At 69.1% G+C, this 26,097-nt stretch carries 25 protein-coding genes; 11 read left to right on the forward strand and 14 right to left on the reverse strand.

Going from position 1 to position 26,097, the window contains the following annotated elements; all coding sequences use genetic code 11:
• The first annotated feature begins 28 nt into the window (after nucleotides 1-28).
• Together AKJ13_RS09805 and AKJ13_RS09810 are read left to right on the forward strand one after the other, a co-directional pair.
• Nucleotides 29-1,084, forward strand: coding sequence for an aliphatic amidase (locus AKJ13_RS09805; RefSeq protein WP_050733160.1), 1,056 nt, complete (start codon nucleotides 29-31; stop codon nucleotides 1,082-1,084).
• Between the two features lie 57 nt (nucleotides 1,085-1,141).
• A complete protein-coding gene (locus tag AKJ13_RS09810; protein WP_050733161.1) occupies nucleotides 1,142-1,711 on the forward strand; it encodes an ATP-dependent Clp protease proteolytic subunit in 570 nt (189 codons plus the stop codon).
• A 259-nt stretch (nucleotides 1,712-1,970) separates the two neighbouring features.
• On the opposite strand, the gene AKJ13_RS09815 is transcribed toward AKJ13_RS09810, so the two are convergent.
• Nucleotides 1,971-2,816, reverse strand: coding sequence for an oxidoreductase (locus AKJ13_RS09815; protein WP_050733162.1), 846 nt, complete (start codon nucleotides 2,814-2,816; stop codon nucleotides 1,971-1,973).
• A 19-nt stretch (nucleotides 2,817-2,835) separates the two neighbouring features.
• Nucleotides 2,836-4,797: a hypothetical protein gene (locus tag AKJ13_RS09820; protein WP_050733163.1), complete on the reverse strand. Its 1,962-nt coding sequence runs from the start codon at nucleotides 4,795-4,797 to the stop codon at nucleotides 2,836-2,838.
• A gap of 429 nt (nucleotides 4,798-5,226) precedes the next feature.
• On the opposite strand from AKJ13_RS09820, the gene AKJ13_RS09825 reads away from it, so the two are divergent.
• Nucleotides 5,227-7,206: a malonate decarboxylase subunit alpha gene (locus AKJ13_RS09825; protein ID WP_050733164.1), complete on the forward strand. Its 1,980-nt coding sequence runs from the start codon at nucleotides 5,227-5,229 to the stop codon at nucleotides 7,204-7,206.
• 293 nt (nucleotides 7,207-7,499) lie between these two features.
• On the opposite strand, the gene AKJ13_RS09830 is transcribed toward AKJ13_RS09825, so the two are convergent.
• The 3 genes from AKJ13_RS09830 to AKJ13_RS09840 all read right to left on the reverse strand — a co-directional run bounded on the left by AKJ13_RS09830 (nucleotide 7,500) and on the right by AKJ13_RS09840 (nucleotide 10,042).
• Nucleotides 7,500-8,375 carry a transporter gene (locus AKJ13_RS09830; RefSeq protein ID WP_050733165.1) on the reverse strand — a complete coding sequence of 292 codons (876 nt, stop codon included), beginning with the start codon at nucleotides 8,373-8,375 and terminating at the stop codon, nucleotides 7,500-7,502.
• A 353-nt stretch (nucleotides 8,376-8,728) separates the two neighbouring features.
• On the reverse strand, nucleotides 8,729-9,670 hold the full coding sequence (locus AKJ13_RS09835; RefSeq protein WP_050733166.1) for a glyoxylate/hydroxypyruvate reductase A: 942 nt from the start codon (nucleotides 9,668-9,670) through the stop codon (nucleotides 8,729-8,731).
• Between the two features lie 81 nt (nucleotides 9,671-9,751).
• On the reverse strand, nucleotides 9,752-10,042 hold the full coding sequence (locus AKJ13_RS09840) for a hypothetical protein (protein ID WP_244471567.1): 291 nt from the start codon (nucleotides 10,040-10,042) through the stop codon (nucleotides 9,752-9,754).
• A gap of 159 nt (nucleotides 10,043-10,201) precedes the next feature.
• On the opposite strand from AKJ13_RS09840, the gene AKJ13_RS09845 reads away from it, so the two are divergent.
• The gene (locus AKJ13_RS09845) at nucleotides 10,202-11,674 is read left to right on the forward strand and encodes an MFS transporter (protein WP_007566341.1); all 1,473 of its coding nucleotides are present in this window, start codon (nucleotides 10,202-10,204) and stop codon (nucleotides 11,672-11,674) included.
• Between the two features lie 77 nt (nucleotides 11,675-11,751).
• Here AKJ13_RS09845 and AKJ13_RS09850 read toward each other — a convergent pair whose 3' ends face one another.
• From AKJ13_RS09850 to otsB, 4 genes are all read right to left on the reverse strand, one after another.
• The gene (locus AKJ13_RS09850; RefSeq protein ID WP_064774613.1) at nucleotides 11,752-12,111 is read right to left on the reverse strand and encodes a type II toxin-antitoxin system VapC family toxin; all 360 of its coding nucleotides are present in this window, start codon (nucleotides 12,109-12,111) and stop codon (nucleotides 11,752-11,754) included.
• A gap of 22 nt (nucleotides 12,112-12,133) precedes the next feature.
• A complete protein-coding gene (locus AKJ13_RS09855; RefSeq protein WP_050733167.1) occupies nucleotides 12,134-12,376 on the reverse strand; it encodes a type II toxin-antitoxin system prevent-host-death family antitoxin in 243 nt (80 codons plus the stop codon).
• 68 nt (nucleotides 12,377-12,444) lie between these two features.
• Nucleotides 12,445-13,452, reverse strand: coding sequence for a glucokinase (locus AKJ13_RS09860; protein ID WP_050733168.1), 1,008 nt, complete (start codon nucleotides 13,450-13,452; stop codon nucleotides 12,445-12,447).
• A 132-nt stretch (nucleotides 13,453-13,584) separates the two neighbouring features.
• Entirely contained in the window at nucleotides 13,585-14,328 is a 744-nt protein-coding gene (gene otsB / locus AKJ13_RS09865) for a trehalose-phosphatase (protein WP_050733169.1), read from the reverse strand.
• A 119-nt stretch (nucleotides 14,329-14,447) separates the two neighbouring features.
• Here otsB and AKJ13_RS09870 point away from each other — a divergent pair, with 119 nt between their 5' ends.
• Nucleotides 14,448-14,957 (forward strand): DUF427 domain-containing protein, encoded by a 510-nt coding sequence (locus AKJ13_RS09870; RefSeq protein ID WP_050733170.1) that lies wholly within the window; start codon nucleotides 14,448-14,450, stop codon nucleotides 14,955-14,957.
• 58 nt (nucleotides 14,958-15,015) lie between these two features.
• Nucleotides 15,016-16,239 carry a serine hydrolase domain-containing protein gene (locus AKJ13_RS09875; protein ID WP_050733171.1) on the forward strand — a complete coding sequence of 408 codons (1,224 nt, stop codon included), beginning with the start codon at nucleotides 15,016-15,018 and terminating at the stop codon, nucleotides 16,237-16,239.
• Between the two features lie 16 nt (nucleotides 16,240-16,255).
• Here AKJ13_RS09875 and AKJ13_RS09880 read toward each other — a convergent pair whose 3' ends face one another.
• The 5 genes from AKJ13_RS09880 to AKJ13_RS09900 form a co-directional block, all read right to left on the reverse strand.
• Nucleotides 16,256-16,870 (reverse strand): DUF2147 domain-containing protein, encoded by a 615-nt coding sequence (locus AKJ13_RS09880; RefSeq protein ID WP_050733172.1) that lies wholly within the window; start codon nucleotides 16,868-16,870, stop codon nucleotides 16,256-16,258.
• A gap of 211 nt (nucleotides 16,871-17,081) precedes the next feature.
• Complete coding sequence (locus AKJ13_RS09885) at nucleotides 17,082-17,612, reverse strand: GNAT family N-acetyltransferase (protein ID WP_050733173.1); 531 nt, start codon at nucleotides 17,610-17,612, stop codon at nucleotides 17,082-17,084.
• Between the two features lie 154 nt (nucleotides 17,613-17,766).
• On the reverse strand, nucleotides 17,767-17,976 hold the full coding sequence (locus AKJ13_RS09890; RefSeq protein WP_050733174.1) for a hypothetical protein: 210 nt from the start codon (nucleotides 17,974-17,976) through the stop codon (nucleotides 17,767-17,769).
• 281 nt (nucleotides 17,977-18,257) lie between these two features.
• Nucleotides 18,258-18,458, reverse strand: a complete 201-nt coding sequence (locus AKJ13_RS09895) for a hypothetical protein (RefSeq protein ID WP_007566321.1) — start codon at nucleotides 18,456-18,458, stop codon at nucleotides 18,258-18,260.
• Nucleotides 18,459-18,612: 154 nt separating this feature from the next.
• Complete coding sequence (locus tag AKJ13_RS09900; RefSeq protein WP_050733175.1) at nucleotides 18,613-19,716, reverse strand: LuxR family transcriptional regulator; 1,104 nt, start codon at nucleotides 19,714-19,716, stop codon at nucleotides 18,613-18,615.
• A gap of 552 nt (nucleotides 19,717-20,268) precedes the next feature.
• Between AKJ13_RS09900 and AKJ13_RS09905 the strand changes: the two genes are divergently transcribed.
• Genes AKJ13_RS09905 through AKJ13_RS09925 form a run of 5 tightly spaced genes read left to right on the forward strand, consistent with a single transcriptional unit; the run spans nucleotide 20,269 to nucleotide 26,087 of the window.
• A complete protein-coding gene (locus AKJ13_RS09905; protein WP_050733176.1) occupies nucleotides 20,269-21,441 on the forward strand; it encodes a polysaccharide biosynthesis/export family protein in 1,173 nt (390 codons plus the stop codon).
• Nucleotides 21,438-23,012 carry a Wzz/FepE/Etk N-terminal domain-containing protein gene (locus AKJ13_RS09910; protein ID WP_244471568.1) on the forward strand — a complete coding sequence of 525 codons (1,575 nt, stop codon included), beginning with the start codon at nucleotides 21,438-21,440 and terminating at the stop codon, nucleotides 23,010-23,012. Before AKJ13_RS09905 ends, AKJ13_RS09910 begins: the two co-directional genes overlap by 4 nt.
• Nucleotides 23,009-23,647, forward strand: a complete 639-nt coding sequence (locus tag AKJ13_RS09915; protein WP_050733177.1) for a CpsD/CapB family tyrosine-protein kinase — start codon at nucleotides 23,009-23,011, stop codon at nucleotides 23,645-23,647. The genes AKJ13_RS09910 and AKJ13_RS09915 overlap by 4 nt, the downstream gene beginning before the upstream one ends.
• Nucleotides 23,644-25,158: an O-antigen ligase family protein gene (locus AKJ13_RS09920; protein WP_050733178.1), complete on the forward strand. Its 1,515-nt coding sequence runs from the start codon at nucleotides 23,644-23,646 to the stop codon at nucleotides 25,156-25,158. The genes AKJ13_RS09915 and AKJ13_RS09920 overlap by 4 nt, the downstream gene beginning before the upstream one ends.
• Nucleotides 25,155-26,087, forward strand: coding sequence for a glycosyltransferase family 2 protein (locus tag AKJ13_RS09925; protein ID WP_050733179.1), 933 nt, complete (start codon nucleotides 25,155-25,157; stop codon nucleotides 26,085-26,087). The genes AKJ13_RS09920 and AKJ13_RS09925 overlap by 4 nt, the downstream gene beginning before the upstream one ends.
• Nucleotides 26,088-26,097 lie beyond the last annotated feature (10 nt).

Here is a 26,097-nt window from a genome sequence, read left to right on the forward strand (position 1 = left end):
ACGAACACGGTCAGGAGGACATCACGCCATGATGCACGGAGACATCTCGTCCAGCCAGGACAGCGTCGGCGTCGCCGTCGTGAACTACAAGATGCCGCGTCTTCACACCCGCGCCGAGGTGCTGGAGAACGCCAAGGCGATCGGCAAGATGATCATCGGCATGAAGACCGGCCTGCCCGGCCTCGACCTAGTAATCTTTCCCGAATACTCGACCCACGGCATCATGTACGACGCCGCCGAGATGTACGAGACCGCCTCCTCGGTGCCGGGCGCGGAGACCGAGGTGTTCGCCGCCGCCTGCCGGGAGGCCAAGGTCTGGGGTGTGTTCTCCCTCACCGGCGAGCGCCACGAGGAGCACCCGAACAAGGCGCCGTACAACACCCTGATCCTGATGAACGACCAGGGCGAGATCGTTCAGAAATACCGCAAGATCATGCCCTGGACGCCGATCGAGGGCTGGTATCCCGGCGACCGGACCTACGTCTCGGACGGGCCGAAGGGCCTGAAGATCAGCCTGATCATCTGCGACGACGGCAATTACCCCGAGATCTGGCGCGACTGCGCCATGCGGGGCGCCGAGCTGATCATCCGCTGCCAGGGCTACATGTACCCGGCCAAAGAACAGCAGATCGTCATCTCGAAGGCGATGGCCTTCGCCAACAACACCTACGTGGCCGTGTCGAACGCTGCCGGGTTCGACGGCGTCTACACCTATTTCGGCCATTCCGCGATCATCGGCTTCGACGGCCGGACGCTCGGCGAATGCGGCGAAGAGGAAATGGGCATCCAGTACGCGGCCCTGTCGAAGTTCCTGATCCGGGATTTCCGCGCCCACGGCCAGTCCGAGAACCACCTCTTCAAGTTGCTGCACCGCGGCTATACCGGCATGATCAACTCGAAGGAGAACCGGCACGGGATGTCGGAATGCCCCTACGACTTCTACCGGCGCTGGATCGAGGATCCCGACGGAACCCGCGACGCCGTTCGGGCCATTACCCGGCAGAGCGTCGGCACCGAGGAATGCCCGATCGAGGGCATCCCGTTCGTCGGCAAGGGCCAGGGCGCGCCAGACCCGGTCCGCTGATCTCCCCCGGCCCGCTCCCGTCTTCCGGCGCGGGCCGGCGCAACGACCAGGACCGCCATGGACACCACGCCTCTCGACCCGACCGCGTTCCGCAGCCCGGCCGTGCTGCTTTCGGGCTCGGTCGATTACGACATGTACAAGGAGTTCCGCCGCCAATTCGCCGCGGCCGGCGAGCGCGACCTCGTCGTGATCGAGCTCTCGACGCTGGGCGGCGACCCGGAGGTCGCCCGGATGATGGGCGAGGACATCCGCTACCACACCGAGACGAGTCCGGAGCGCCGCTTCGTCTTCCTCGGCAAGGCCGCGATCTACTCGGCCGGCACCACCTTCATGAGCTTCTTCGCCCAGCCGAACCGCTACCTCACCCGGGGCACCCGGCTGATGATCCACGAGCGCAAGATGAACAAGCAGCTCCAGGTCCAGGGCCCGCTGACCACCTGTATCGCCTCCGTGAAGGCGACCCTGCACGAGATCGAGTGCTCGATCCTGATCCAGAACGAAGGCTTTGCGAACCTCATCCGGGGCTCGGATGTGAGCCTTGATGAGGTCTTGGAGAAGGCGCCCGCAAATTGGTATCTCGAAGCGCAAGAGGCGAAGCGGCGGGGGCTGATCGAGGCGGTGATCTGAGGGGCCTGTCGTCGGCCTTTCACCGAGCCGGCGGCGCGAGCACCGGGGGGCCGCCGCGGCGGATGTGGTCTTCATAGGCCCGTGTCACGGCCTTCACCGTCATTGCGAGCGCAGCGAAGCAACCTAGGGACGCGCCAGGTTCACGAATCGCGCGCTGCCCTGGGTCGCTTCGCTGCGCGCGATGACGGCTCGGGACGAGCGATCCGTTCTGAAGCCGTATCGATCCTCCGACAACTGCAATGATGCGGTCGCGGCGAGCTCACCCTTCCGGGTAATCCGCCCCCAGGCTGGTCTCGCGCCAGGCCTCGATCTCGGTCAGGCGCTGCTTCAGCCGGCTCGTGACCGCCTCGTAACCCCAGGCGCCAAGCACGAGGTGGCGCGGCGGGTTGGCGAGTTCGGTCACCCGGATCATCGCCTCGCCGGCGCGGACCGGATCGCCGGCCTGGGTGCCGCTCTTCTCAGCCGTCGCCTTGAGGCGGGCGCCCGCGGTCTCGGCGTAGTCGGGGATGGTGCTGGGCGTCTGGATCAGGGACCGGCCGGCCCAGTCGGTCCGGAACGGGCCCGGCTCGATGCAGGTGACCTTGATGCCGAGCGGGCCGGCCTCGGCCGCCAGCGCATCGGAAAAACCTTCTACCGCGTGCTTGGTCGCCGCGTAGTAGCCGGAGGCCGGGAAGCCGACAAAGCCGGCCACTGAGGTCACGTTGAGCACATGGCCGGCGCGCTGGGCCCGCATCGGGGGCAGCACGGCGCGGGTCAGCGCGAACAGGCCGAACACGTTGGCATCGAACTGGGCGCGGATCTTGTCCTCCTCGCCCTCCTCGATCGAGGACTGGTAGCCGTAGCCGGCATTGTTCACCAGCACGTCGATCCGCCCGAATCGTTGCGTCGTCTCTGTGACCGCTTGGGCGATCTGGCCGGCATCCGTCACATCCAGCGCCAGGGCCAAGACCCGGTCGGTCGCGCCCTCCGCCAGATCGGCGACCTTGGCGCTGTCGCGGGCCGTCACCACCGCCCGCCAGCCCCGGGCGATGACCAGCTTGGCGAGCTCCCGGCCGAAGCCCGTGGAGCAGCCCGTGATGAACCAGACCGGTTGGGTGTTTGGCATGGGATCCGTTCCGTCGTGATCAGGGCGTCGCCGCCGGCTCGGTCAGCGTATCGATCGACAGCAGGTAGGCAATCAGCGCATCCTGGTCCCGGCGCGAGACGCCGGCGCCGGCATCCGCCCAGTAGGCGTGCCCCTCGCCGGTAACGCGCGCGATCCGCGCCGTATCCGAGGATTTATTCGCAGCGACGACCTTGGCCCGCAGGTCCCGGTCGACCAAGCTGCGCAGGCTATTCGACGGATCGGGGGCGATGCCGCGCGCAAGCGTCCCCGGAACACCAAGCTGGTTCGCCGGATCGGGGCCGACCGCGACCCCGGAATCGTGCAGGTAGGGCGCCGTCCAGGCCAGGCCCACGAGGTTCGGCACCTTGTAGCCGCCTTCGGTTCCCCCCTGCCCCCAGGCGAGCTGGACCTGGGCGAGCTTGTCGCCCGAGAGCGGCACCGGGACGATGACTGGGTCGGCCGGCAGCGGGAACGGCGTGTCGGTGGCGAACAGGCTGGGGGCCGAGAGGCGGGCCTCCATCCTGGCACCGGCCCTGGCGCGGGTCGGCTCGGTGCCGATCTCCGCGGCCGGAATGATCCGGTGGTTGGTGAGCGCCGGGCCGGAATGGCAGCCGCCGCAGCCGGCCTTCTCGAACACCGCGCGTCCGGCCCGGACCGTGTCCGGATCCCGCTTGGCGGCCGGCGGGTGGAGCAGATTCTGGAACGCCGACATCGCGTTGTTGGCGTGGTTGACCGGCTCCCCGGGCACCGAGGTGAACAGGCCGTTGTCGGTCACGTAGTTGGTGGCCGGATAGGTCGGCAGCACCGCGTAGCTGTTGAGCCCGGGCGCGGCCGGCGTCGGGTCGACGCTGCGCAGCACCTCCGAGGGCGTCCAGGACCCGCCGGGCCGGTACCGGAAGGATTCGGTCGCCGCCCCGCGCAGGACGATGCCGAGATACCGCTCCGGCTCCATGCCGAACAGCCAGGGCGCGGCGGCGGCGAGCTGGGTCGTGTCAGAATTGGCGGCGTGGACGTTGTTGTTGAGCGAGGACAGGCCCGCGAACGGCCCGACCGCTTCGCGCCCGCTCCAGCTATAGGGCTCACTGTACGCGGAGAAGCTCGACGGGATCGATGTCGGGTTGGTCACCCGGTCGGCGGAGGAATCGAAGCTGCCCGGCGGCCAGCTCGCGACCTGAATTTTCGTGGCTGCCTCGACCGCCTCGGCGTCCGGCAGGGCCGGCCCGGTGCCGGTGGAGCCGGTATGCTCGGGCTCCGCGGCGGGCTTGGCATCGGCCTCCGGCACGCTGGCATGCATGAAGTAGGCGGAGGAATTCCTGGCCAGCGCCATCAGCAGCCCGGCATTGAGATCGGTGTTCGGCGCCCCCTCCACGACCTTGCCGGTGCCGGGATCGACCGCGGCGTGGCACAGGGCGCAGGTGATGCCCATGCGCAGGTGGCCGCGGTCGGAGAAGGTCTTGATCTTGATGATGAAGGCGCCGCCCTTCGGCACGTCGAGACCGGTCGGGACCAGCTCACCCGTGCGGTAGGTCCGCTCACCGATACGGACGTCGCGGGCCAGGGCGACCCGGAGGTTGGTGGTGCCCTGCCCTCCGAGCTTGGCCACCGCCAGCGCCACCGCGGTGGGTGTCAGCCCGCCGTCGAGCATGCCCATCACGTCGGTGAGGAAGACCTCGTTGCCGAACGTCTCCTGGTAGAAGGCTTGCCGTCCGCGCTCGACCATGGCGGGATCGATCGCCACCGCGCCGCTGGCCGCCGAGAGCTCCTTGCGGCCCGCCTCGGTGGCGTTCAGCCGATCCGCCTCCGCGCGCGAGACCCGGCGCCCGAGGACGTCGAAGGCGGTCTGGATCGTGTAGCGGTCCGGGTTGAGCAAATCCGCCCGATCCGGCATCGGCGCGTAGCTGAACCGGCCGAGGCCGAGCGTGGCGCCAGCCGCGACGGTCGCGAGGCCGGCGGTGACGAGGATGCGGCGGGACCAACCCATGGATCGTCTTCGATAGCCTCGGCCCGCCACCCGGCGGGCATGCAGGGATCGACGGCCGGCGATCAACGGCGATTCGCCGCCGAGGTTCACGCCGAAAGACGGACCGGCTGTCACGGTTTCGACAGTGGGCGACGGGGGCCGAATACGCGGTGGCCTTATCCAGCGCGGCCGCGCAATTTTTCTGACCTCACGCCAAAGACTTTTTCAGCAGCATTGTCGGCTGATAATGCGTTAGCATGGTGTAGCCGACCTGCATTGACTGCAATGCCGCAAATCTTTGCTGCAGCGCACCCGCGATGACAGGCGAAACGTCGCCGATCGGGCAGCTGGAATTATTCCAGCATCGGGCGGCCGGCCGATAACAGGTTCGGGGACGGGCGGCGCCGAGGCCGGCCGGACATCCGGGCTGGAGGGAGGATCGTGGGCTTCATGAGGAAGAACAAGGTCATCACGGCGGACGAGGCGATCGCGCTGATCCGCGTGAACGACGTCGTGACCACCACGGGCTTCGTCCAGAGCTGCATCCCGGAGGCGCTGCACGCCGCCCTGGAGAAACGCTTCGTCGAGACTGGATCGCCCCGCGGCCTGACGCTGATCATGACCGCGGGCGCGGGCGACAGCAAAGGCCTCGGCACCGGCCGCCTGCATCATGACGGCCTGCTCTCGCGGGTGATCGCCGCCAATTTCGGCCGCATGCCGAAGGTGGCGCAGGCCGCGCAGAACAACCTGATCCGCGGCTACAACCTGCCCCAGGGGGTGATCTCGCAGCTCTACCGGGCCTGCGCCGCCGGCCAGCCCGGCCTGTTTTCGAAGGTGGGGCTGCAGACCTATGTCGACCCGCGCCACGGCGGCGCCAAGGTCAACACCCTGACCACGGAGGATATCGTCAAGCTGGTGGAGGTCGATGGCGAGGAGTGGCTGTTCTACACCGCCACCAAGATCGACGTCGCCTTCATCCGCGCCACCTCGGCCGACCCATCGGGCAACCTCTCCTACGAGAAGGAGGCGCTGACCCTCGATTGCCTCGCCCAGGCCATGGCGGCGCGCAACAACGGCGGCATCGTCATCGCCCAGGTCGAGCGCATCGTCGACGACGGCTACCTGCTGCCCAAGGACGTGCGCGTTCCCGGCATCCTGGTCGATTGCGTGGTGGTCGCCGAGCCGGAGATGCACCGGATGAATTACGGCGTCATGCACGACGCCGCACTGGCCGGCGAGATCCGCGTCCCCGTCACCGGCATCAAGCGGATGGCGCTCAACGAGCGCAAGATCATCGCCCGCCGGGCCGCCTTCGAGCTGCCGCCGAACGGCGTGGTCAATCTCGGGGTCGGTGCGCCGGAGGGCATCTCCTCGGTCGCCAACGAGGAGAAGATCACCCCCTACATCACGCTCACCACCGAGGCCGGTGCGGTCGGCGGGGTGCTGGCCTCCGGCTCGAGCTTCGGCGCGGCGACCAACGCCGACTGCATCATCGACCAGAACCAGATGTTCGACTTCTACGACGGCGGCGGCCTCGACATGACCTGCCTCGGCATGGCCGAGTGCGACGCGGCCGGCAACGTGAACACCTCGAAGTTCGGCGGCAAGCTCAACGGCTGCGGCGGCTTCATCAACATCTCGCAAAACGCCCGCACGGTGGTGTTCGCCGGCACCTTCACGGCGGGCGGGCTGGAGATTGCCGTCGACGACGGCGTGGTCCGGATCGTGAGCGAGGGCCGCTCGCGCAAGTTCGTGACGCAGGTCCAGCAGAACACCTTCTCGGGGCCCTACGCGGTGGAGCGCGCGCAGCCGGTCCTCTACGTCACCGAGCGCTGCGTCTTCCAGCTCACCGCCGACGGGCTGGAGCTGATCGAGGTGGCGCCGGGCATCGACATCGAGCGCGACATCCTGGCTCACATGGATTTCAAGCCGGTGGTGCGCAATCCGGTCCCGATGGACCCGCGCATCTTCCGTGATGAGCCGATGGAGCTGCTCTCCGATCTGCTCAATCTCGATCTCGCCTCGCGCATCAGCTACGACGGCGAGCGCAACATCCTCTTCATCAACCTCGAAGGCTGGTATTGCCGGGTGAAGAGCGACATGGACGAGCTGCGCATGACCATCGTCGGGGCCTGCCGCAAAGCCGGCCAACGGGTCAACGCCGTGATCAACCACGACGGCTTCCGGCTCAACGAAAACCTGATCGACGATTATGCTGGGATGATCCAGTACCTCCAGGCGAATTACTACGCGACCACGACCCGCTACGTCACCAGCGCGTTCCTGCGCCTGAAGATGGAGGAGGCGCTAACCAAGCGCGGCGTCGCCCCCCACGTGTTTGAGCGCAAGGAGGAGGCCCAGGCTTTCCTCGGCAGCACCGACAAGAAGGCGCGCAAGCGGATCTCTCCGGCGGTCGCCTCGGCGGCTTAGGGGATCGATGCGGCCTCACCTCGAAGGCGATGCGTGCATGCGGATGTTGTCTTCGCGCTCGGTCACGACCCGTGGCAGGCCTTGGAAAAGTCTGTTTCCCGGTACCCGACTGAACAGGCCTAATGACGAGACCGAGTGCAGCGTCACCCGCAGGCTTTTGATCGCCCCAAGCTTGAAAGGTCCTCAGTTCCGGCCGATACGATCCGTTCAAACATGCAGGATCATGCCAGGGACGTTCGTGCATCCATCACGACGAAGGACGCACAACATCATCATACGTATCCAACGCGGTTTCAGAACTTGCGCAGGATGGGGCTCGGCTCCGGCGGCCCACCCTTGTCTTGGTAGATGGGCACCGTGGCGCGCAACCAGCCGCGGGTCTCGAGGCCGGCGTAGTTGCGTTGAACGACGTCCCGCGTGACGTAGGCCTGGAGATTGACCGGACCGAAGTTGTATCCCACGAGGCCGCCCACAGCGAACTGGCCCTGCCGAGCATAGGACGGATTGTTGGTCGGCAGGTCGGTCGATCCGAAGGCGACCGGCCCGATTTCCCACTTTCCGAAATGCTTGGTGGCGGTGAGGTCGAGATTGAGGAAGTCGGGGTAAAAGGTACCGCTGGCCGACCGCGTATCGAAGAAAGTGCCGTACAGGAAGTTGCCTGTCAGGTTCCAGCCATCGCCATTGAAGGTGATGGCGAACCGCTGGTGCAGAACCGGGTTTTGGATGACGATCTTGGTCTCGCTGGGTAGGTACGCCCCGAGCAGGTAGCTGAAATTGAGGTTGTTGCCGAGCTTCCAGGCCGCCTGCGCGGCGAGCAGCGTCTGGCCGAACCCGCTCTGGTACGCAGCGCCTCGCGTGCTCGAAGCCGTGATCGGCTGCAACACGACGAGTTGCAGCCGGCCGCCGATCACCTCAGCCGGTGTCGCCCAGATGAAAGACGGGAGGTTGACGCTCGAGTCGGTTCTGCGTGGGGTGATATCGCGCGAGCCGAAACTGGACGTGTCAATGAAGTAAAGCCCGATCGGCAGTGGCGCGCCCGGGGCTTGCCCCACGGTCTGTCCAGGTTGTGCCGATGAGCCGGCCTGCGCGGGGCCGCCGACCAACCCGTAGGTGGCCGAAGCGGCAATCGTAGAGATTTGGATCGCTCGGATAAGCCCAGCTGTCGTCATTCTGCAGTCCAAGCCTCTCCGTTGTCGGATCGGCCTTTATTGCATGCCGGGGCGGATTAGATGACCTTTCCGTGCGTGCGGCACAGAGTTGCGACACGAACGTAGCCGTCGGGCAACAACCGACGCAGCCCGGGCTCGCCTCCTCGGATGCCTCAATCCGCACTCACCGTGAGGACCGGTGCGTGGCACAGCGTCCGGTTTGGGGCGCTTCACCGAGGTCCGCTCCCAAATCCAAGCCGAAACTGCCGGACGACAGAAGAATGGCTGCTTTTAAGACATTCAGACCACTGTCGGCATGGCTGGCATCGGTCGCATGCGGACCCTGCTCGTTTCCCGACGACCAGATTTGAGCCCTAATATCCCCGCCCGGCATCGACGCCCTGCGGCGGCTGCCCGGTGCTGCGGTATTCCCGCAGGTTGGCGGCCACGGTCGCGGCGGCCGAATCCATGTCGGTGGGGCCGGAGATGTGCGGCAGCACGGTCACGCCCGGATGGGTCCAGAGCGGCGACTCGGCCGGCAGAGGCTCGACATCGAACACGTCGAGCACGGCATGCGACAGGTGGCCGGCATCGAGCGCCGCGATCAGGTCAGCGGTCACCACGATCGGGCCCCGGGCGAAGTTGATCAGCGCCGCTCCGGGCTTGAGCGCCGCGAGCCGGTCGGCATTCACGAGGCCGCGGGTCTCGGAGGTGAGCGGCACGAGGCAGACGAGGATATCGCAGTGCCCGAGCATCGGCGCGAGGCCGTCCGCGCCGTGGACGGTCTCGATCCCCGCGATGGTCTTCGGCGTCCGGCTCCAGCCGGTGACGGAGAACCCCGCCCCGGTCAGCCGCTCGGCCGCCGCAGTGCCGAGCGCCCCGAGGCCGAGCAGGCCGACATGCGTGTCGGCGGGCTTGCGATAGGGATGCGGCTTCCAGACCCGGTCGCGCTGCTGGCGGGCATAGGCCGGCATGTCGCGCTGAAGGTAGGTGGTCCAGGCCAGCACCGCCTCGGCCATGGCGCGGGCCATCTCGCGGTCGACCAGACGGACGATCGGCAGCGGCCGGTCGAAGGCGCCGACGAGCTTTTCGACGCCGGCCCACAGGCTCTGCACCCAGACGAGGCCCGGCAGGGCGGCGACCTCGGCGGGATCGGGATTTGCCACGATCGCGACCTGCGCCTGGGCGCGCTCGGCCTCGTTCATGGTGCGGAACGGGACGAGCCGCTCACCGGGCAACGCCGCCGAGAGGATCTGCAGATACTCCGCCTCTTGGGCGGGGCCCTTGCACCCGACCAGCGCGACAACCTCCGCCATCCTCGAACTCCGTACGCGTCCCGGGCCACGCCCGCTCAGGGCGATGCAGACGCTGTGCCGGCTCGCGACGGTTTCGCCAAGTCAGCGCGGCTCGACGAGGGCCGGGTAGACGAGGCGGACGTTGCGCCGATCCTCGGGGATCGCGGTCGCGGTGCGCCTGCGCAGGCTGCCGGTGGTGACAGGCACCGCCACCTCGGTGGGCCGCAGGCGCCAGCGCTCGGCGCTCGCCATCGGGACCGGCGGCTTCGGGCGCTCGAGATGCCGGTCCGCGCCCTCGGTGGGTACGGTGGCGAGCCCGGCCAGGGTGATGACGGCGAGGAGGCCGTATCGATACCGGCGCGATGGTCGGGAGCGCAATGATGGGGAGGACATGGCAGAGAACCCGCGTGGACACGCTCGTTCTGCCTGCCGGGGATGAAGACGGGATCGAACCGAATCGATTCCCAACCCGTTCCCAACACCTGTCTGGTCTTGCGGTAAACGCGGGGTCTTGAGGCACGGTAAACGAACGGATCGGGAGGATGCGCGGGCATGGCGAGCAAGGTTGAGGGGAGCGCCGGGACACCCGAGCGCGCGGAGATCGGCCGCGTCATCGACACCGACATCTCCGCGCGGCTGGACCGGCTGCCATGGGGCCGCTTCCACGTGCTCGTCATCGTGGCGCTCGGCATCACCTGGGTGCTCGACGGGCTGGAGGTGACGCTCGCCGGCTCGCTGGTCGGCGCCCTGCGCAAGGCGCCGATGTCGTTCTCGGAATTCGATGTCGGGCTGGCAGCCTCCTGCTACCTCGTCGGTGCGGTGACCGGCGCCCTCGGCTTCGGCTGGCTGACCGACCGGATCGGCCGCAAGAAGCTCTTCTTCATCACGCTCGCCCTCTACCTGATCGCCACCGCGGCTACGGGCCTGTCCTGGAACGTCGCGAGCTTCTGCTTCTTCCGCTTCCTCACCGGCGCCGGCATCGGCGGCGAGTACACGGCGATCAATTCGACCATCCAGGAGCTGGTCCCGGCCCGGGTCCGCGGCTGGACCAACCTGGTCATCAACGGCTCGTTCTGGATCGGAGCGGCGCTCGGTTCGTTCATGTCGATCGTGCTGCTGAAGCCCGAGGTGATCGATCCGGCCTGGGGCTGGCGCGTCGCGTTCTTCACGGGCGGCGCCATCGGCCTGGTGATCCTGCTGCTGCGCACTTGGATCCCCGAGAGCCCCCGCTGGCTCGCCACCCACGGCTATGCCGCGGAGGCCGACCGGGTCGTAACCGGCATCGAGAAGCGCTTCACCGATGCGGGCGTCACGCTGCCGCCGATCGACGAGACCAAGCGCATGAAGGTCCGCACCCGCGACCACACCCCCCTCTCGGAGGTGTTCCACGCCCTGTTCGTCACGAACCGGCTGGCCACGATGGTCGGCCTCGCCCTGATGGTGGCGCAGGCCTTCTTCTACAACGCCCTGTTCTTCACCTACGCGCTGGTGCTGGAGCGGTTCTACGACGTGCCGGGCAACAGCGTCGGCTGGTACCTGCTACCCTTCGCGCTCGGCTCGTTCCTCGGCCCGCTGCTCCTCGGTCGGCTGTTCGACACGATCGGCCGGCGCCAGATGATCGCCTTCACCTACGGCATCTCGGCGGTGCTGCTGGTCGCCGTCGGCCTCCTGTTCCGCCTCGACGTGATCGGGCCGGTGGGGCAGACAGCGGCCTGGATGGTGGTGTTCTTCTTCGCGTCCGCCGCGGCAAGCTCGGCCTACCTCACCGTCTCCGAGACCTTCCCGCTGGAGATCCGCGCGCTCGCCATCGCGGCCTTCTACGCGGTCGGCACCGGCATCGGCGGCGTCTCCGGCCCGCTGCTGTTCGGCAGCCTGGTGGAGACCGGCTCCCGGGACTGGGTCCTGTTCGGCTACGGGATCGGCGCCGCGCTCATGCTGATCGCCGCGGTGGTCGGCGGGATCTGGGGCACGGCCGCGGAGGGCAAATCCCTGGAGGACGTGTCGAAGCCGCTCGCGGCGGCGTAGGCGGAAGACGGGCCCCGAGCCGGATCTCCCCGCGTTCGACGCTTCGAGATCCGGCGGAACGGGCCAACGGCATCCGCTCAAACCAATCGGATCGAACCGCCATAGTGCGCGACGATCCGGTCGGCCGTGACGAGCTCCAGCCCTTCGATCCGGGCCTGTGCGATCAAAAGCCGATCGAACGGGTCGCGATGGAGGGGTGGAAGGCCGGCGACAACGGCAGCATGTGCCCCCGTCACGAAAAGCTCGACATAGCCGTTGTCGCGCAAACCTGTCCTCAGGCGCTTCGCGTCGACTCGGAAGTCGTCGCGTCCCAGGCCGCTCTTGATCGCGATCTCCCACAGACTGGCCGCGCTGAACACGAGCGTATTCGCGGGATCGCCGATAAGGCGGCGTGCTGCCGAGGTCAGCCGGTCGGACCCAGCTGCAACCCAGAGCAGGAATGCGTATCGAGGCGATAGCTCACCGGCCTTCGAACGAAGCCGTGATCTCTTCGCTGCCGACACGATCGAAATCGTCCGGGACGCGGATGCATCCCGCCAGAAACCCGATCCGCGAGGTCGTGGCAGGCGCTGGCGCGTCGAGCGGGACGACCCGGACGAGGGGCTTGCCGTCCTTCGCGATGATAAATGGGTCGCCGGACGCTGCCTGCTCTACGAGGCGCAGCAGGTCGGATTTGGCATCCTTCAAAGTGACCGTCCGCATCGATCCGGCCCCAATCCCACACCGGCTTCGCAGCGCCGCGCGACGACAGCCCCGGCGATCGTAGACCCTCAGCTCTCCTTCCGCCAAACCTGCCCGTGGTAGACGAAGCGCCGCCCCTCGTTGGCGAGGGCGGCGAGGCCCTTGAAGGCCGGGTCGTGGACCGTGATGACGCTGGTCGGGATCTGGCGCATCATCTCTTCGAAGGGCGCCTTGCGCTCGAACGCCTCGCGAAACCCGCTCTCCTCCAGCACCTTGACAATGCGGGGCGCGATGCCGCCGCCGATATAGACACCGCTGGTGGCCAGGAATGTCAGGGCGAGGTCGCCGCAGACGCGGCCGAGCAGGCGCCCGAATAGGTCCAACGCCTCCGCGGCGTGCGGATCGGAGGCCTTGAGCCCGGCCTCGGTCACCGCCGCCGGATCGATCTTCTCATGCGGCTGGCCGGTGCGGACATGCGTCACCGCTGCGTGCAGCCGTGCCAGGCCCGGCCCGGACAGCACCGTCTCGACGGTGATCCGTCCCTCGACCCGCTCCAGGGCGTGCCAGACCTTCTCCTCGAAATCGGTCGTCGGACCGAAATCGGTGTGGCCGGCCTCGGTCGAGACGATGGCGAGGTGGGCCGCGTAGGGCACCAGGGCCGCCGCCCCGAAACCGGTGCCGGGCCCGAGCACGACCCGGGCGCCGCCCGGAATCGTCGGACTGGGCCCGACCGGTGTGAGGTCGTGGGGCTCGATATCGGCAGCCCCGGCCGCGACCGGCACGTAATCGTTCACCACCACCGCCGAGGAGAGCCCGAAATCCTTCGCGATGCGCTCGCCGCCGATCCGCCAGTCCGCGTTGGTGAGCTGCGGTTCCGGGCCGTCGACCCGCCCGCCCATCGCCAGGATCGTCGAGCGCGGGGGCGGCAGGGCATCCCCGCCTTTGGCCAAAGCCGCCCTGATGGCGTGGGATGGATCGGGATGGTCGGCCGTCGCCTCGTGCGAGAGAGGCCGAGGCTCGGCGCCCTTCTCGGTGATCAGACCGAAGCGGGCGTTCGTGCCACCGATGTCACCGATCAGAACCGGAAACTCGAACATCGACGAAGGGCCTTTTCCTGAGCGGGCTTCTGAGTGTGCAGCATCGTTTTCCGAAAGCCGGCAACCACCTTTCGGGATGATGCCCCAGGCAGGTCGCGTGCCGACCGGCGTTCCACGAAGGATAGGGCAGGCTCAGGCCGGCGGCAGGGCCTCGGGATCGATCCTTCCGCCCTCGGCCCACATTCGCACCAGGGCGCGGACGGCGGCCGGATCGGGCAGGCGCCGGCTCGCCACGGTGTCGCCGTCACCGACCCGGACGGCGATGCCGCCATCCTCGTTCACCGACGCGAACGCGATCTCGTCCGTGCGATCGTCGCCGAAGAAGACCGGCCGGCGCCCGGCATAGGGGGCCCGTTCCAGGAAGGCGCGGATCGCGTGGGCCTTGGTCGCCTGCGCCGGCACGATCTCGCCCACCGCCTTGCCGAGCTGGAGCCGATAGGCGCTCCCGAGGGCCTCGGCCGCGTCCTTGACCAGCGCCTCGGCCCGAGCGGCGTCCTCGGCGTTCGCGAGGCGCCAATGCACCGCCACCGAGGCGCCCTTGTCCTCGATGAGCACGTCGGCCAGCGGCCGACTCTCGGCATGCAGGCGCTCGACCTGCCGGCGCAGCTCGGGATGATCCTCCGCGCCGCCGCCCGACAAAGCCCCGCCGACCCGGCGCTCGACGCCGTGCAGCCCGGCCGCGTCGAGGCGCGCAGGCGCCAGGAATCCGTCGATCACCGAGACCGGCCGGCCGGTGACGATAGCCAGCGCCCCACCGAGTCTGTCGCGCAGCCGCTCGAGGTCTGCGACCAAACCGGGCTCGACCTGCACCGCGTCCGGCCGCGGAGCGATCTCCGCAAGGGTGCCGTCGAAGTCGAGGAAGAGGGCTATATCCATCGCGGTCTGTCCCGGGCCGTGACTCTCGGGGGCCGGGCTACCACGCGACGATCGTTCGCGGAACGGTGCTCGGCATCAACCTAGCGTTCATTGTGGATACGATATACGCCAGCTTCATAATGGCCCGTCCGCTCACACGCCCCGTCCCCGGACCGATCCAGCCCGGCCAAGAGAGTGTCTGGGACTATCCGCGGCCGCCCAGGCTGGAGCGTGTAGCCGAAACGCTGCGGGTGATCCTCGGTGGCGCGGTGATCGCGGAATCAAAAGCCGGCTACCGGGTCCTTGAGACAGCCCATCCCCCGACCTACTACCTGCCGCCGGGCGACGTGAGCGCCGGCGTCCTCTCGGGACCGCGACGGGGCGGCATCTGCGAGTGGAAGGGCCAGGCCGTGCTGTTCGATGTGCATGGCGGCGACCGGCTGGCGCCCAGCGCCGCCTGGTCCTACCCGGAGCCGACGCAGGGCTTCGACGCCATCGCGGGCTATGTCGCGTTCTACGCGCTGCCGATGGATGCCTGCTTCGTCGGCGATGCGCGGGTCACGCCCCAGCCCGGCACCTTCTACGGCGGCTGGATCACGCCCGGGATTGTCGGCCCGTTCAAGGGCGGCCCCGGCACGATGGGCTGGTAACGCCGCGGCTGCGCACTCTATCGTCCCGGATCGAGCCTTACCGGCGGAAGGAGACGCCATGAGCGCGCTGACCGAGATCGACCCGACGGGCGCGGGGCTCAACGCGGACGCGCTCGCGCGGATCGCACCGTGGATGGATCGACTCGTGGCGGAGGGCCGGCTCGCCGGCCTGTCGGTCACGGTGGCGCGCAGGGGCCGTCTGGCCTTCGCCCGTGCCTGCGGGCAGGCCGATCTCGCCCGGGGAACGCCGTTCACCCTCGATACGGTGACCCGGATCTATTCCATGACCAAGCCGCTCACCTCGGTGGCGGTCATGCAGCTTTATGAGCAGGGCCGGTTCCAGCTCGACGACCCGATCGCGCGAGTGCTGCCGGACTTCGCCGAGATGCGGGTGGCCGTGGGCGGCAACCGGGCGAAGATCGAGACCGAGCCGGCGCGCCGGGGCATCACCGTGCGCGACCTCCTCACCCACACAGCCGGCCTGACCTACGGCTTCATGGAGGCGACCCTCGTCGACGCGCAGTATCGCGAGCACGGGATCGACTTCCTGGCCCGCGAGGGCAGCCTCGCCGAGATGACCCACCGGCTCGCGGCGCTGCCCCTGCTCGCGCAACCCGGCAGCGCCTGGAATTACAGCGTCGCCACCGACGTGCTCGGCCAGTACGTGGCGGCGCTCACCGGCCGGCCCTTCGATCAGTACCTCCGCGAGGAGGTCATCGCGCCCCTCGGCATGGTCGACACCGACTTCCATGTCCGGCCGGAACTCATGCCGCGCTTCTGCGCGACCTACGCGTATGACCGGGCGCGACAGCTCAAACGGTTCGACGATTCCGTGGAGACCATCTTCGCGCGGCCTCCGGCCATCGCCTCCGGCGGCGGCGGCCTCGTCTCGACGGCGGCCGACTACCAGCGCTTCTGCCGGATGATCCTCAACGGTGGCACGCTGGATGGCAATCGGCTGCTCGGCCGCAAGACCGTCGCGCTGATGCTGGCGAACCACCTGACGGGGGATCTCGCTTCCATGGGCACGCCGCGCTTCGCCGAGACCTCCTACACCGGAATCGGCTTCGGCCTCGGCTTCTCGGTGATGCTCGACCCAGCCCGCGCCCAGATCCTCGGCACGCCCGCCGAGGTCGCCTGGGGCGGCCTAGCCTCGACGGCCTTCTGGATCGATCCGGCCGAAGATCTCTCGGTCGTGCTCATGACGCAGCTAGTGCCGTCCTCGGCGCTGCCGATCCGGCGCGAGCTGCGCGTCCTGACCTACGCGGCCCTCGACGATTGAGGGCCGCCGTCCCGGCTCATTGCGCGGCGGGGGCGTCTACGGCGGCGGGCTTCGGCGCCGCCTTGGCGCCCGCCTTGGCGGTGGGCTTGGCCGACCCAGTGGCGAATTCCGGGTCGCTGCGCGGGCCGTTCGGGCCGTTGGTCGGGCCGGCGAGCTGGCCCGGGGCAAGGTCGACAACCTTGTTCCAGGTCTGCGACTTGCACAGGAAGGCGATCAGGCAGCCCCGCACGGTCAGCTCGTTGGGGGCATCCGTCCAGATCGTGACGTCGTAGGACTTGCCGTCCTCGGAATTGTAGATCTTGCCTTCGTAATGGGCGTCGGCATTCGGCTTCAGGCCCATGATCAGCTGGTGGCCGAGCGAGGGGCGCGCCTGCTTCTTCGGATCGGGATTTTTGAAGTCGACCCGCGGCTCGCCCTTGTCGTTGAGCGGAACCTTCAGCCAAACCACGTAGCCGCACAGCCGGTCGTTGGCCGCCCCGCACTTCTCGAGGCGGACGCGGGCGCGGCCATCCTCGGTCAGGTAGGTGCCGCTGGGGTCGGCCGGGGCCGCCGCATGCGCCGGAGCCGACAGCGCGGCCAGCGCCAGGGCCGCGAGCGGCGCGAACCGCCGACCGATCGAAGACATCGTCATACCCGAACTCCCCTGCCTCGCGAGCCCTGGGGGCCAGGACCGCCCGCCGTGCGGAAGGCCCCCTCGCTCGCGTCATCGCGTTCTCGCCGGGTCGACAACCCGGCGGCTTGCGCGTCCTGCCCGCCGTCTCTCGCGCGAAGTTGTCCGCATCATGACGGCGCAGCCTAGGGCTGAGAGGTATTGGATAGTCTTCGTTGCGGCGCCGGGCGGTTCAGACGCGTGTCGGCTTTGTGCTCCGGCCGGGTCCGAGCGAGCGCTGCATCAGGGTGACGTCGAGCCAGCGTTCGTGCTTGTAGCCCACGCCGACCAGGGTGCCGACCGGCGTGAAGCCGAGGCCGGCATGCAACGCCACGGAGGCCGCCGTATCGCTCTGCGCGATGACCGCGATCATCGCCCGGGCGCCGATCCGCTCGGCGTCAGCGATCAAGGCTGTGAGCAAGGTCCGCCCGACGCCAGCGCCCCGGGCCGCGCGCGCGACGTAGATCGAATCCTCGACGGTCGACCGGTAGGCCGCGCGCTGGTGATAGGGTCCGGCATAGGCGTAACCGGCAACCGCACCGTTCCCGACAGCCACGAGATACGGGAAGCCGCCATCCCGCAGGTACGCGAAGCGGCGGGCCATCTCCGCGACGCCCGGCGGCTCCAGCTCGAAGCTCACCGTACTGGTGCGGACGGCCTCGTCGTAGATGGCTGCGATGGCCGGGATGTCGGCCTCGGTGGCGGGACGAATCGTGTGGGTCACGGCGCCAGCATACGTGCGCCGGCTTGAACGGCAATGCGCGCGACCACTCCGTGGGGCCGGGTGATCACGCGCAATTGGAGATGGATCGATTGCAGGGCCGGACGGCGCGGGGATGGACGCTCGTCCTACCCGCGATCGACGTGCCCTGGCCCTATTACTCGGCGGCGGTCATCTCGGCAGTGAAGTGGCCGCACCAATCCTGGGACGCGACCACCGGCCACAGACCCTTCGACTGCGGGGCCGGCTGGCTGACCGGCGGGTTGTAGCGGCAGAGACCCTCGTCGCCCTGCGCCTGGGCGCCGTTGAGCTTGTGATCGTCGAAGAAGCGGCAGCTCTCGCAGGCGGCGTTCGCGGTACCGGTCATCGTATCTCTCCGTCGTCGTGAAGGCTTCGGCGGCGACCGAAGGCTGGCCGCCTGCTCACAGTTGTTAATTAGAACAACTCCAATGAAGGGTCAAGGGTTCGCCCCGATGCAGCCCCGCTCTCGATCCATGATCGGCCTCGATCGGTCTCGGCCAGCGAAACACGGGCTTCCAAAACGCGTGAAGCCGGGCCCCGATCGGGGACCCGGCTTCACGAGGCCGTGCATCGTCTCGGATGACCGCCGTGCCGGATGCGGCGCGAGCGGTGAACCGGAAGGCGCGATCAGCCCTGCTTGTCTTTCTTGTTGGCCCGGTGATGACCCACGGCGCAGCCGGCGGCGGCGCCCATCTTGCCGTGCCCGGCCATGTGACCGGCGACACCGCCGACCACCGCCCCCTTGAGACAGCCCTTCGCCTCGGCGGGCGCGCCGACGACGAGAGCGCCGATGGTCAGCGCGGAGGCCAGTGCAATCCGATAGGTCATCGTGTTCACTCCATTCGTGTCCCTGCAAACGGCGGCACGACCCGACACGTTCCCCCGGCGCTCCGCCCCCGTACCGCGCAGGGTGCGGCGATGCCTGGGAGGCGCCGGGCCGTGGGATCCCGCCGGCGTCCGCATCCTGATCGCTCGCGCGGATCTAGCGGGCGAGCCCGGTGACCAGCCGGATCAGGTCCGATTGCCGGGTCGCGCCGGTCTTGGCGAAGATCGCCTTCAGCTGCGACCGCGCGGTGGCGGCGGTGATCGCGAAGCGGCTCGCCGCCTCGGCCAGGGTGAGGCCGCCGGACAGGGTCTGGGCGAGGCGCGCTTCCGCGGGGGTCAGGCGATACGCGGTCTGAAGGACGATGGCCGCGGGGACCGGCGCGCTCCCTGGAACGCTGGCAATCAACAGGGTGCTTGCGCCCGCGAACAGGCCGCGGGTCGGGCCGACGAGCGGCACGACATGGATGGCGATTGGCGCGGCGTCCCGGCGCGCCACCACGATCGCGGAGATCGGCGCCCGGCCGGATGGTCGCGACAGCGCCTCGAGTTGCCGTGCGGCCTCACCCTCCTCGACGGCGAGGCGTCCGCCCGCGAGTTTCAGGTCGGGACCGAACAGGGCCCCGAATGCGGCGTTCCAGCGCAAGGCGCGGCCCTCGGAATCGAGGATCATGGCGGCGCGCTCGATCACGTCGAAGGCCTCGGCCAGTCCGGCGAGCCGCGCCTGCTCGATCATCGCGGTGAGGAGACCCGCGCGGCGCAGCAGCGGCGACAGGGTGGCGAGGCGCGCCTGCTCGTGCGGTTCGTACAGACCCTGCGCCACCGTCCTCTGGAGCGCCAGGCACCAGAGCCGCCCCTTCACCTCGAAGCCGACCCCGGCGAACCAGCGCAGGCCGCTGGAGGCGAGCAGGTCCTGATAGAACGGCAGCCGCGCGATCTCGTCGGGTGTGGTGAAATCCTGGTCGACCGCGATGCCCCGGGCGCGCATCATCGGCAGGCCGCGGAACCGATGATCCTCACGATGCCAGCCTTCCTCGAAGTAGCGCTTCGACGACTCGGCGAGCGACGCCGTGGTCAGCGCATTCAGCGCCGTCCGGTCGGTCCGCAGAAGCAGCGCGCCTTCGCTCCCAGAGGCCAGCGAGACCCGCTCGATCAGATCCGGCCAGCGCGCCGGATCGACCACCGCCTCCTCCAGATCCTCCTGAAACCCCGCCTCCAAGTCGTCGCGGAGGCGGGCGAACAGCGCGGGGTTCAGGCCGGGCATGGCGCTCGACTCCGGGCCGGCGGATACCGGCGATCAGGACCGCATCGCCCTGGCCTCATCAGCCTATCGGCAGCGATTCGCTCGATACCTCAGCTAATCAAACCATCAATCTCAAGCAAGTGTTTGAAGAGCTAGTGCTGTAGATTGCGAAACCGGTGCGATCGACAGTTCATCAAGAAATCCGCCCCCGCAACGAATATCGATTTCGGCGCAGCGGCATCCCGCGCGCAAGCCGCCCGTCAGCGAGATCCGCGACGCTTTGGCGGAGCGGTTTCTGGAGGCGCGGCGCGGGAGCGACCGCAGTCGCTGCTCAGGGGCCGCGCGAGCATCGTGAAGGGAAGTCGCGGCGTCCGACGCGGTCCCTCCGGCGACGGCAACCGCTCTCTGCGCCTCCGCACTTTGCCACAGGGCCGCCTTCACAACTTCTGATAGAGTTCTGGCGGGCCGGGTTCAAGCGTCGTTAACCAAACCCGTCGATTGTATCGCTCTGCGCGGTTCGATCACGGGTTGTCATCGGACGGGCGCAGTCGAGCATGGTGCGGCTGAAGGTCGATGGCGTTTTTCCTGTCTGCGTTCCTCGCCGCGGCGACCCGGCGCGTCTCCCGAGCATCCAGCATCGCGGATCATCCGCGAGGTCGCGCCGCCGCGCTGGCGGTGCTGACCTGCGCCCCGTTGCTGACCGGCTGCATGTCCGGCAAGCCGCATTCATCCGCGCGGTCCGGCCCGGACGTGACGCAGACCGGCTCGATCCCAGACGGTCTCCCGCCCGCGGTGGTGGCGGCCGCCCAGGAGGAGGTCGGGCGCACCATGCGCCTGGGGCTGGCCAATTACCGGCTCAATGTCGGCGACAACCTCGAAGTGTCGTTCCTGATCGACTCGAGCGTTGTCCAGCCGACCTACCGGCTCAACCCGAGCGACGAGTTCGACGTCGATTTCCGCACCCACCCGGAATACAACCGTACGGTGCTGGTGCGGCCGGACGGCCGGATCTCGCTGCCGGGCAAGAACGGCATCAAGGTCGCCGGCCTGTCGCCCGAGGCCGCGGCCGCGCTGATCAAGAGCACCTACGACGACGTGCTGATCGACCCGGTCGTCACGATCATGCTGCGCAAATTCCGCACCGTGACCGATGATTTCCGCGAGCTCACCCAGCGGGCCGATATGGGCCGCGTGAAGGTGCTGGCGATCGAGCCGGACGGCAAGATCAACCTGCCGATGGTGCCCCCCGTCCAGGCCGCCGGCAAAACCGTGAGCGAGCTCGCCGGCAGCCTCACGGCGGCCTACCACCGCCAGCTCGCCACGGTGAGCACGAGCGTGCGGCTCGCGAGCCTCGTGCCGGCCAACACCATGGTGTTCGGCGAGGTCCGGGCCCCGGGTCCCGTCACCCTCCAGGGCGCCCGCACCCTGGCGCAGGTCCTGGGCTCGGCCGGCGGCATCCTGCCGACCGCCGCGGGCGACGCCGTGCGGATCATCCGGTTCGACGCCGAAGCCGCGGGCAGCGTCCGCATCGTCGATATCGGCCAGCCGGGGCTCGCCGACACGATCATCGTGCCGCCGAACGCCACGGTCTACGTGCCGCCGTCGCTGCTGGCCAAGACCGCCCGCGCCGTCGACCTCGTGGTCCGCCAGATCCTGCTCTTCAACGGCACTGGCTTCGGGGTGAACTACATCACCGGCCCGTCCGCCAACACCTCCACCAGCGCCACCGTGAGGTCCGGGACGTGACGAAGTCCGACCTGTCCCGCTTCGACCGGACCGCGCCCGACGCCGTCGAGGATATCGCCTTCGATCTCCGCGACGCCCTGGCGGCCCTGTTCCGGCACATCCGGCCGGCGCTGCTGATCCTGGCCGCCGCGATCCTCGGTGCCGGCATCTATCTGCTGCTGACGCCGGCCGAATACACGGCCGACGCCAAGCTGATTATCCGCCTCGGCCGCGAGAAGGCGGCCGCCCCGGTCCAGGGCGGCGCCAACCAGAACTACATGTTCTCCGAGCGCGCGCAGAACGTGAACAACGAGGTCGAGATCCTGCGCGACCCGAGCATCGTGCGCGGCGAGTTCGCAGCCCTGAAGGCGATCACCCCGGTCGGCGATCTCGGGCCGCCGCCCGAGGATTGGATGGATTGGCTGATCTACCAGGGCCGCGTCGCCATGCGCGGGGCCAAGGCGGTCAAGACCTGGGTCGTCGACACGGTCCGCATCCCCTTCGAGGCGCTCGGCCTGCTGCGCCATCTCAGCCCGGACGAGAAGCTGTTCGAGGCCTATCTCGCCTCGTTCAAGGTCGTGTTCGTCAAGGAGACGGACGTGATCCTCACCGGCTTCACCTGGACCGACCCGACCTTCGCCGCCCAGGCGCTGAACCGGCTGCTCGACGCCTACAAGCGCCGCCACGTCGAGGTCTACGCCGACGAGACTCCGGCGGCCTTCTACCAGAGCAAGCTGGAGCGGGCGCAGGCCGACCTCGCCGCCATCGACGCGCAGCTGGCGAAATCCCTGAAGGGCAACAACACCGCCAGCTTCGAGATCGAGCAGCAGAACGACCTTGGCACCCTCTCGGACCTGGCCCGCCAGAAGTCGGCGGCCCAGATCGAGCGCGAAGGCGTCGAGGCCCGGCTCAAGCGCACCCGCGAGACTGGCCCCGACCGCTGGCAGCCGACGCCCCCCGACGCCGACCCGACGGTGGCGGCCTTCGACACGCGGTGGGCCGATCTTCGGACCAAGCGGGCCGAACTCGCCGTCCGGTTCCGGCCGACCGCGCCGGAATTCGTGAGCCTCGACCGGGATCTCACCGCCCTGACCCGGCAGAAGTACCAGGCGCTGATCGCCGCCGACACGGCCCGTCTCGCGGTGCTGGCGGAGAAGATCCAGACCATCACGGGGATCGAGGCCAACCGCCGCAAGGCCGCCATCGGCCAGAGCGACGCGGCCCTGGCCTACGGCCGGCTCGTGCAACAGAAGGGCCTGCTCACCGACGAGATCACCGAAACCCAGAAGCGGATCGACGCCCTCCGCACCGGCACCGGGCTCGACGCGCAGGCCGTGACCTCCTCCGCGCTGGTGGCGCGCGCCGTGCCCCCGCGGCTGCCCTCCGGCCCGAACCGCCCGCTGATCCTCGGCCTGGCGGCCGGGCTCGGGCTGCTCGCCGCCCTGGCCTACGTGGCGCTCGCGGAGATCCTCGCCCAGACCTACCGCAGCCCGTCCGAGGTCGCCCGCTCGCTGCGCGTGCCGGTCCTGGCCGCGGTTCCGCTGCGCACGAGCGCCGAGCGGCGGCCGCGTTTCGGTGGAGCCGTCGCATGATCGCCGCCCATGCCCCGATGATCGACCCGGCCGTGCTCGAGCCGGCACTCGTCCAGCTCAGCCGACACGACACCCGGCTCCGCCGGGTTGGGATCACCGCGGTCCAGCCCGGCGAGGGGGTCAGCACGCTCGCCCGCGAGCTTGCCGGCGCCTACGCCCGGCGCGGCCGCACCGCCGCGCTGATCGAGGCGAACTGGTCGCGGCCGTCCCTGGCGGACGCCTTCGGCCTCGTCGGCCGGCCGGGCTTTGCCGACATCGTCGCGGGCGAGGTCGCGCCGAGCCTGGGGGTTCACCCGGTGGCCGATGGCCTCAGCGTCGTGCCGGCCGGCAACCCGGCGGCGATCCGGCGGGCGACCCTGGAGGACGGCCGGGTCGAGGATTTCCTGGCGCTGGTCGACGAACGCTTCGACCTCGCCATCCTGGATTGCGAGCCGATCACCGAGATCGGCGACGCCGCGGCGCTCTCGCCCTTCGTGGACGGGTTCGTCGTGGTGATCGGCGCCGAGCGCACCCGGCGCGCCGTGGCGCAGCGGGCGCTGGCCGACCTCAAGGCCGCCGGCGGCGCACCGCTCGGCATCGTCCTCAACGGCACCCGCCGGCCGATCCCGAAATGGCTGTACCGGTGGCTCGGATGAGCGGCGCCCCGCTTCGCGCGCTCCGCGCCCTGCCGGTCGCCGGGCTCGGCCTCGCCGCGGCGGCGGGCGCGGTGGCGCTGAGCGCGGCACCGCTGAAATTCGCCGTCGTCGGTCTGGCGGCGGCCTTCGGCGGGGTCGGCGCCCTGATCGCCGGACAGCGCTACCGCCTGACGCCCCTGCTGCTCGTCGCCCTGGCGGTCGGCCTGACGGTGAAGCTCGATGTCAGCTTCTTCCAGCATTTCGAGGCGGTCGGCCAATACCTGCCGAGCATCGGCGGCGGGGCCGGGCTGACGGTCAGCGTCGCCCTCCTGGTGGCGCTGACGCTGATCCTGTCCAAGCTGACCGGCATCGGCGAGCGCGTCCCCGGCCTGCGCCTCGACCGGCCGCTCGTGCTGACACAGCTCGGCTTTCTGACCGCCGGCCTGCTCTCCCTCAGCAACGCCACCGACACCGCCTATCTGTGGTTCGATGCCTGGCGGTTCCTCGGCCTCCTCCTGGTCTCGGTCGCGGTCTCGAACCTGTCGGGCGCCGACATCCGCACCCTGGCCCTGGCGATCTGCGCCCTGTGCCTGGTGCAGACCGCGGTGGCGGGGCTGCAATACGTCTCCGGCTCCGAACTCGGCCTCTCGGTGCTCGGCGAGGAGCAGATCGTCGAGGAGAACATCAACTTCACCGCCCAGCGCCGCGCCGGCGGGCTGAAGGTCCACCCGAACATCCTCGGCTACTATTACGAGTTCGTCTGGCCGCTCGCCCTGGCGCTCGCCCTGTCGCGGGGCCCGAAGCTCCTGCGCTTCATCGGGGCGGCCGGAGCGGGCTCGGCCGTCGTCGGCGTGGTGCTGACCCTGTCGCGCGCCTCCTGGCTGACCTATCCGCTCTCGGCCGCCCTGGTGATCCTGCTGGTCTACCGGGACCGGCTGTTCTCCCGGGCGAGCCTGATCGTGTTCGCGCTGCTCGTCGTGGTGGCCGGGATCGGCGCGATCTATGCCGGGCCGCTGGTCTGGGAGCGCCTGACTGCGGACGATGGCGGCTCGGCGGCCCAGCGCGGGCCGCTCAACGCGGCCGCCCTGGCGCTGTTCGCGCAATTCCCGATCTTCGGCGTCGGGCTGAACAATTTCGGCAACCAGTTCGCGGTGCTCGACCAGACCGGCCTGTCCCGCCTCACCGGCCTGTTCGACCGCTCGAACCACGTGGTGCACAACCTGCACATCCTGATCCTCACCGAGGTCGGGATCGTCGGCTACGCGGCCTTCGCTCTGGTCTTCACGGTCGGCATCGTCCGGGGTTTCCGGGCGGCCTGGCGCGCGCCGGTGGGGGATCCCCTCGCCGCCATCGCGGCCGCCTGCGCGATCGGCCTGATCGCGCATCTCCTGCACGGGCTCGTCGACCCAGGCTTCCGCTTGAATCTCGGCATTGCCGAGCTGCTCTACACCGGCCTCGGCCTGATCGCGGGCGTGCGGGCGGCGCAAAGACGTGCGGCGGCCGAACGGTATCGGGAAGGATACGGACCATGAGCGGCATCCGTCTCAGCGTCCTGATCGTCACCTACAACGCCGGCCCCGACATCGAGACCTGCCTGCAGCTCCTCGCAGCCAGCCGGATCGACCGCCCCTATGAGGTGATCCTGGTCGACAACGCGTCGTCCGACGGGACGCCAGAGCGGATCGCTCGCGCCTTCCCGTGGGTGCGGCTGATCGCGGAGCGGACCAACCACGGCTTCGCGGGCGGCAACGCCGTCGCCCTGGCGGCGGCACAGGGCGACACGATCCTGCTGCTCAACCCCGACGCGTTCCTGCGCGACCCGAACGCGCTCGCCGGAGCGCTGGCCCATCTCGACGCGCATCCGGATGTCGGCGCGGTCGGGTCGCGCCTGACCTTCCCGGACGGCCGGCACCAAGTCGGCGATGCCGGCTACGAGCCGCGCCCGCTCTCGACCCTGGTCCATGCCGCGGGCCTGTCCGGGCGCTTCGGCCTGCGCGGTCTCTACCTGGCGAGCCGGCAGGCCAGAGGACGCGCCGCCCTCGACGTGGACTGGGTCTGCGGCGCGTTCCTGCTGATGCGCCGTGCGGCGATCGAGACGATCGGCGGCTTGGAGAGCCCGATGTTCCTCTACGGTGAGGATGTGGATTGGGGCTGCCGGCTGCGCGATGCCGGATGGCGGGTCGCCTACCTGCCGGGGATCGCGGTCGTCCACCTCCAGGGCGGATCGGCGGGCACGCGCTCGGCCCGGTGGCTCGACGGGCTGGCGGGGATCTACCGCCTGCGCAATGCCGGCCGGTTCCTGTCCTCGCCGGCCTTCTTCTCGGGCCCGCTGCAGCTCGGCTTCACCCTGCGGGCGCTGATCTACGGGCTCGCCGGCCGGCTGAAACAGCAGCCGGAACTGGCCCGGAAGGCCGAAGACATGCGCAGGTTTTCTGCCCACCTGCGCAGTCTTCGAAGCTGAATTCAGACTG

Source organism: Methylobacterium sp. ARG-1 (assembly GCF_001262595.1).
GTDB classification, from domain to species: domain Bacteria; phylum Pseudomonadota; class Alphaproteobacteria; order Rhizobiales; family Beijerinckiaceae; genus Methylobacterium; species Methylobacterium brachiatum.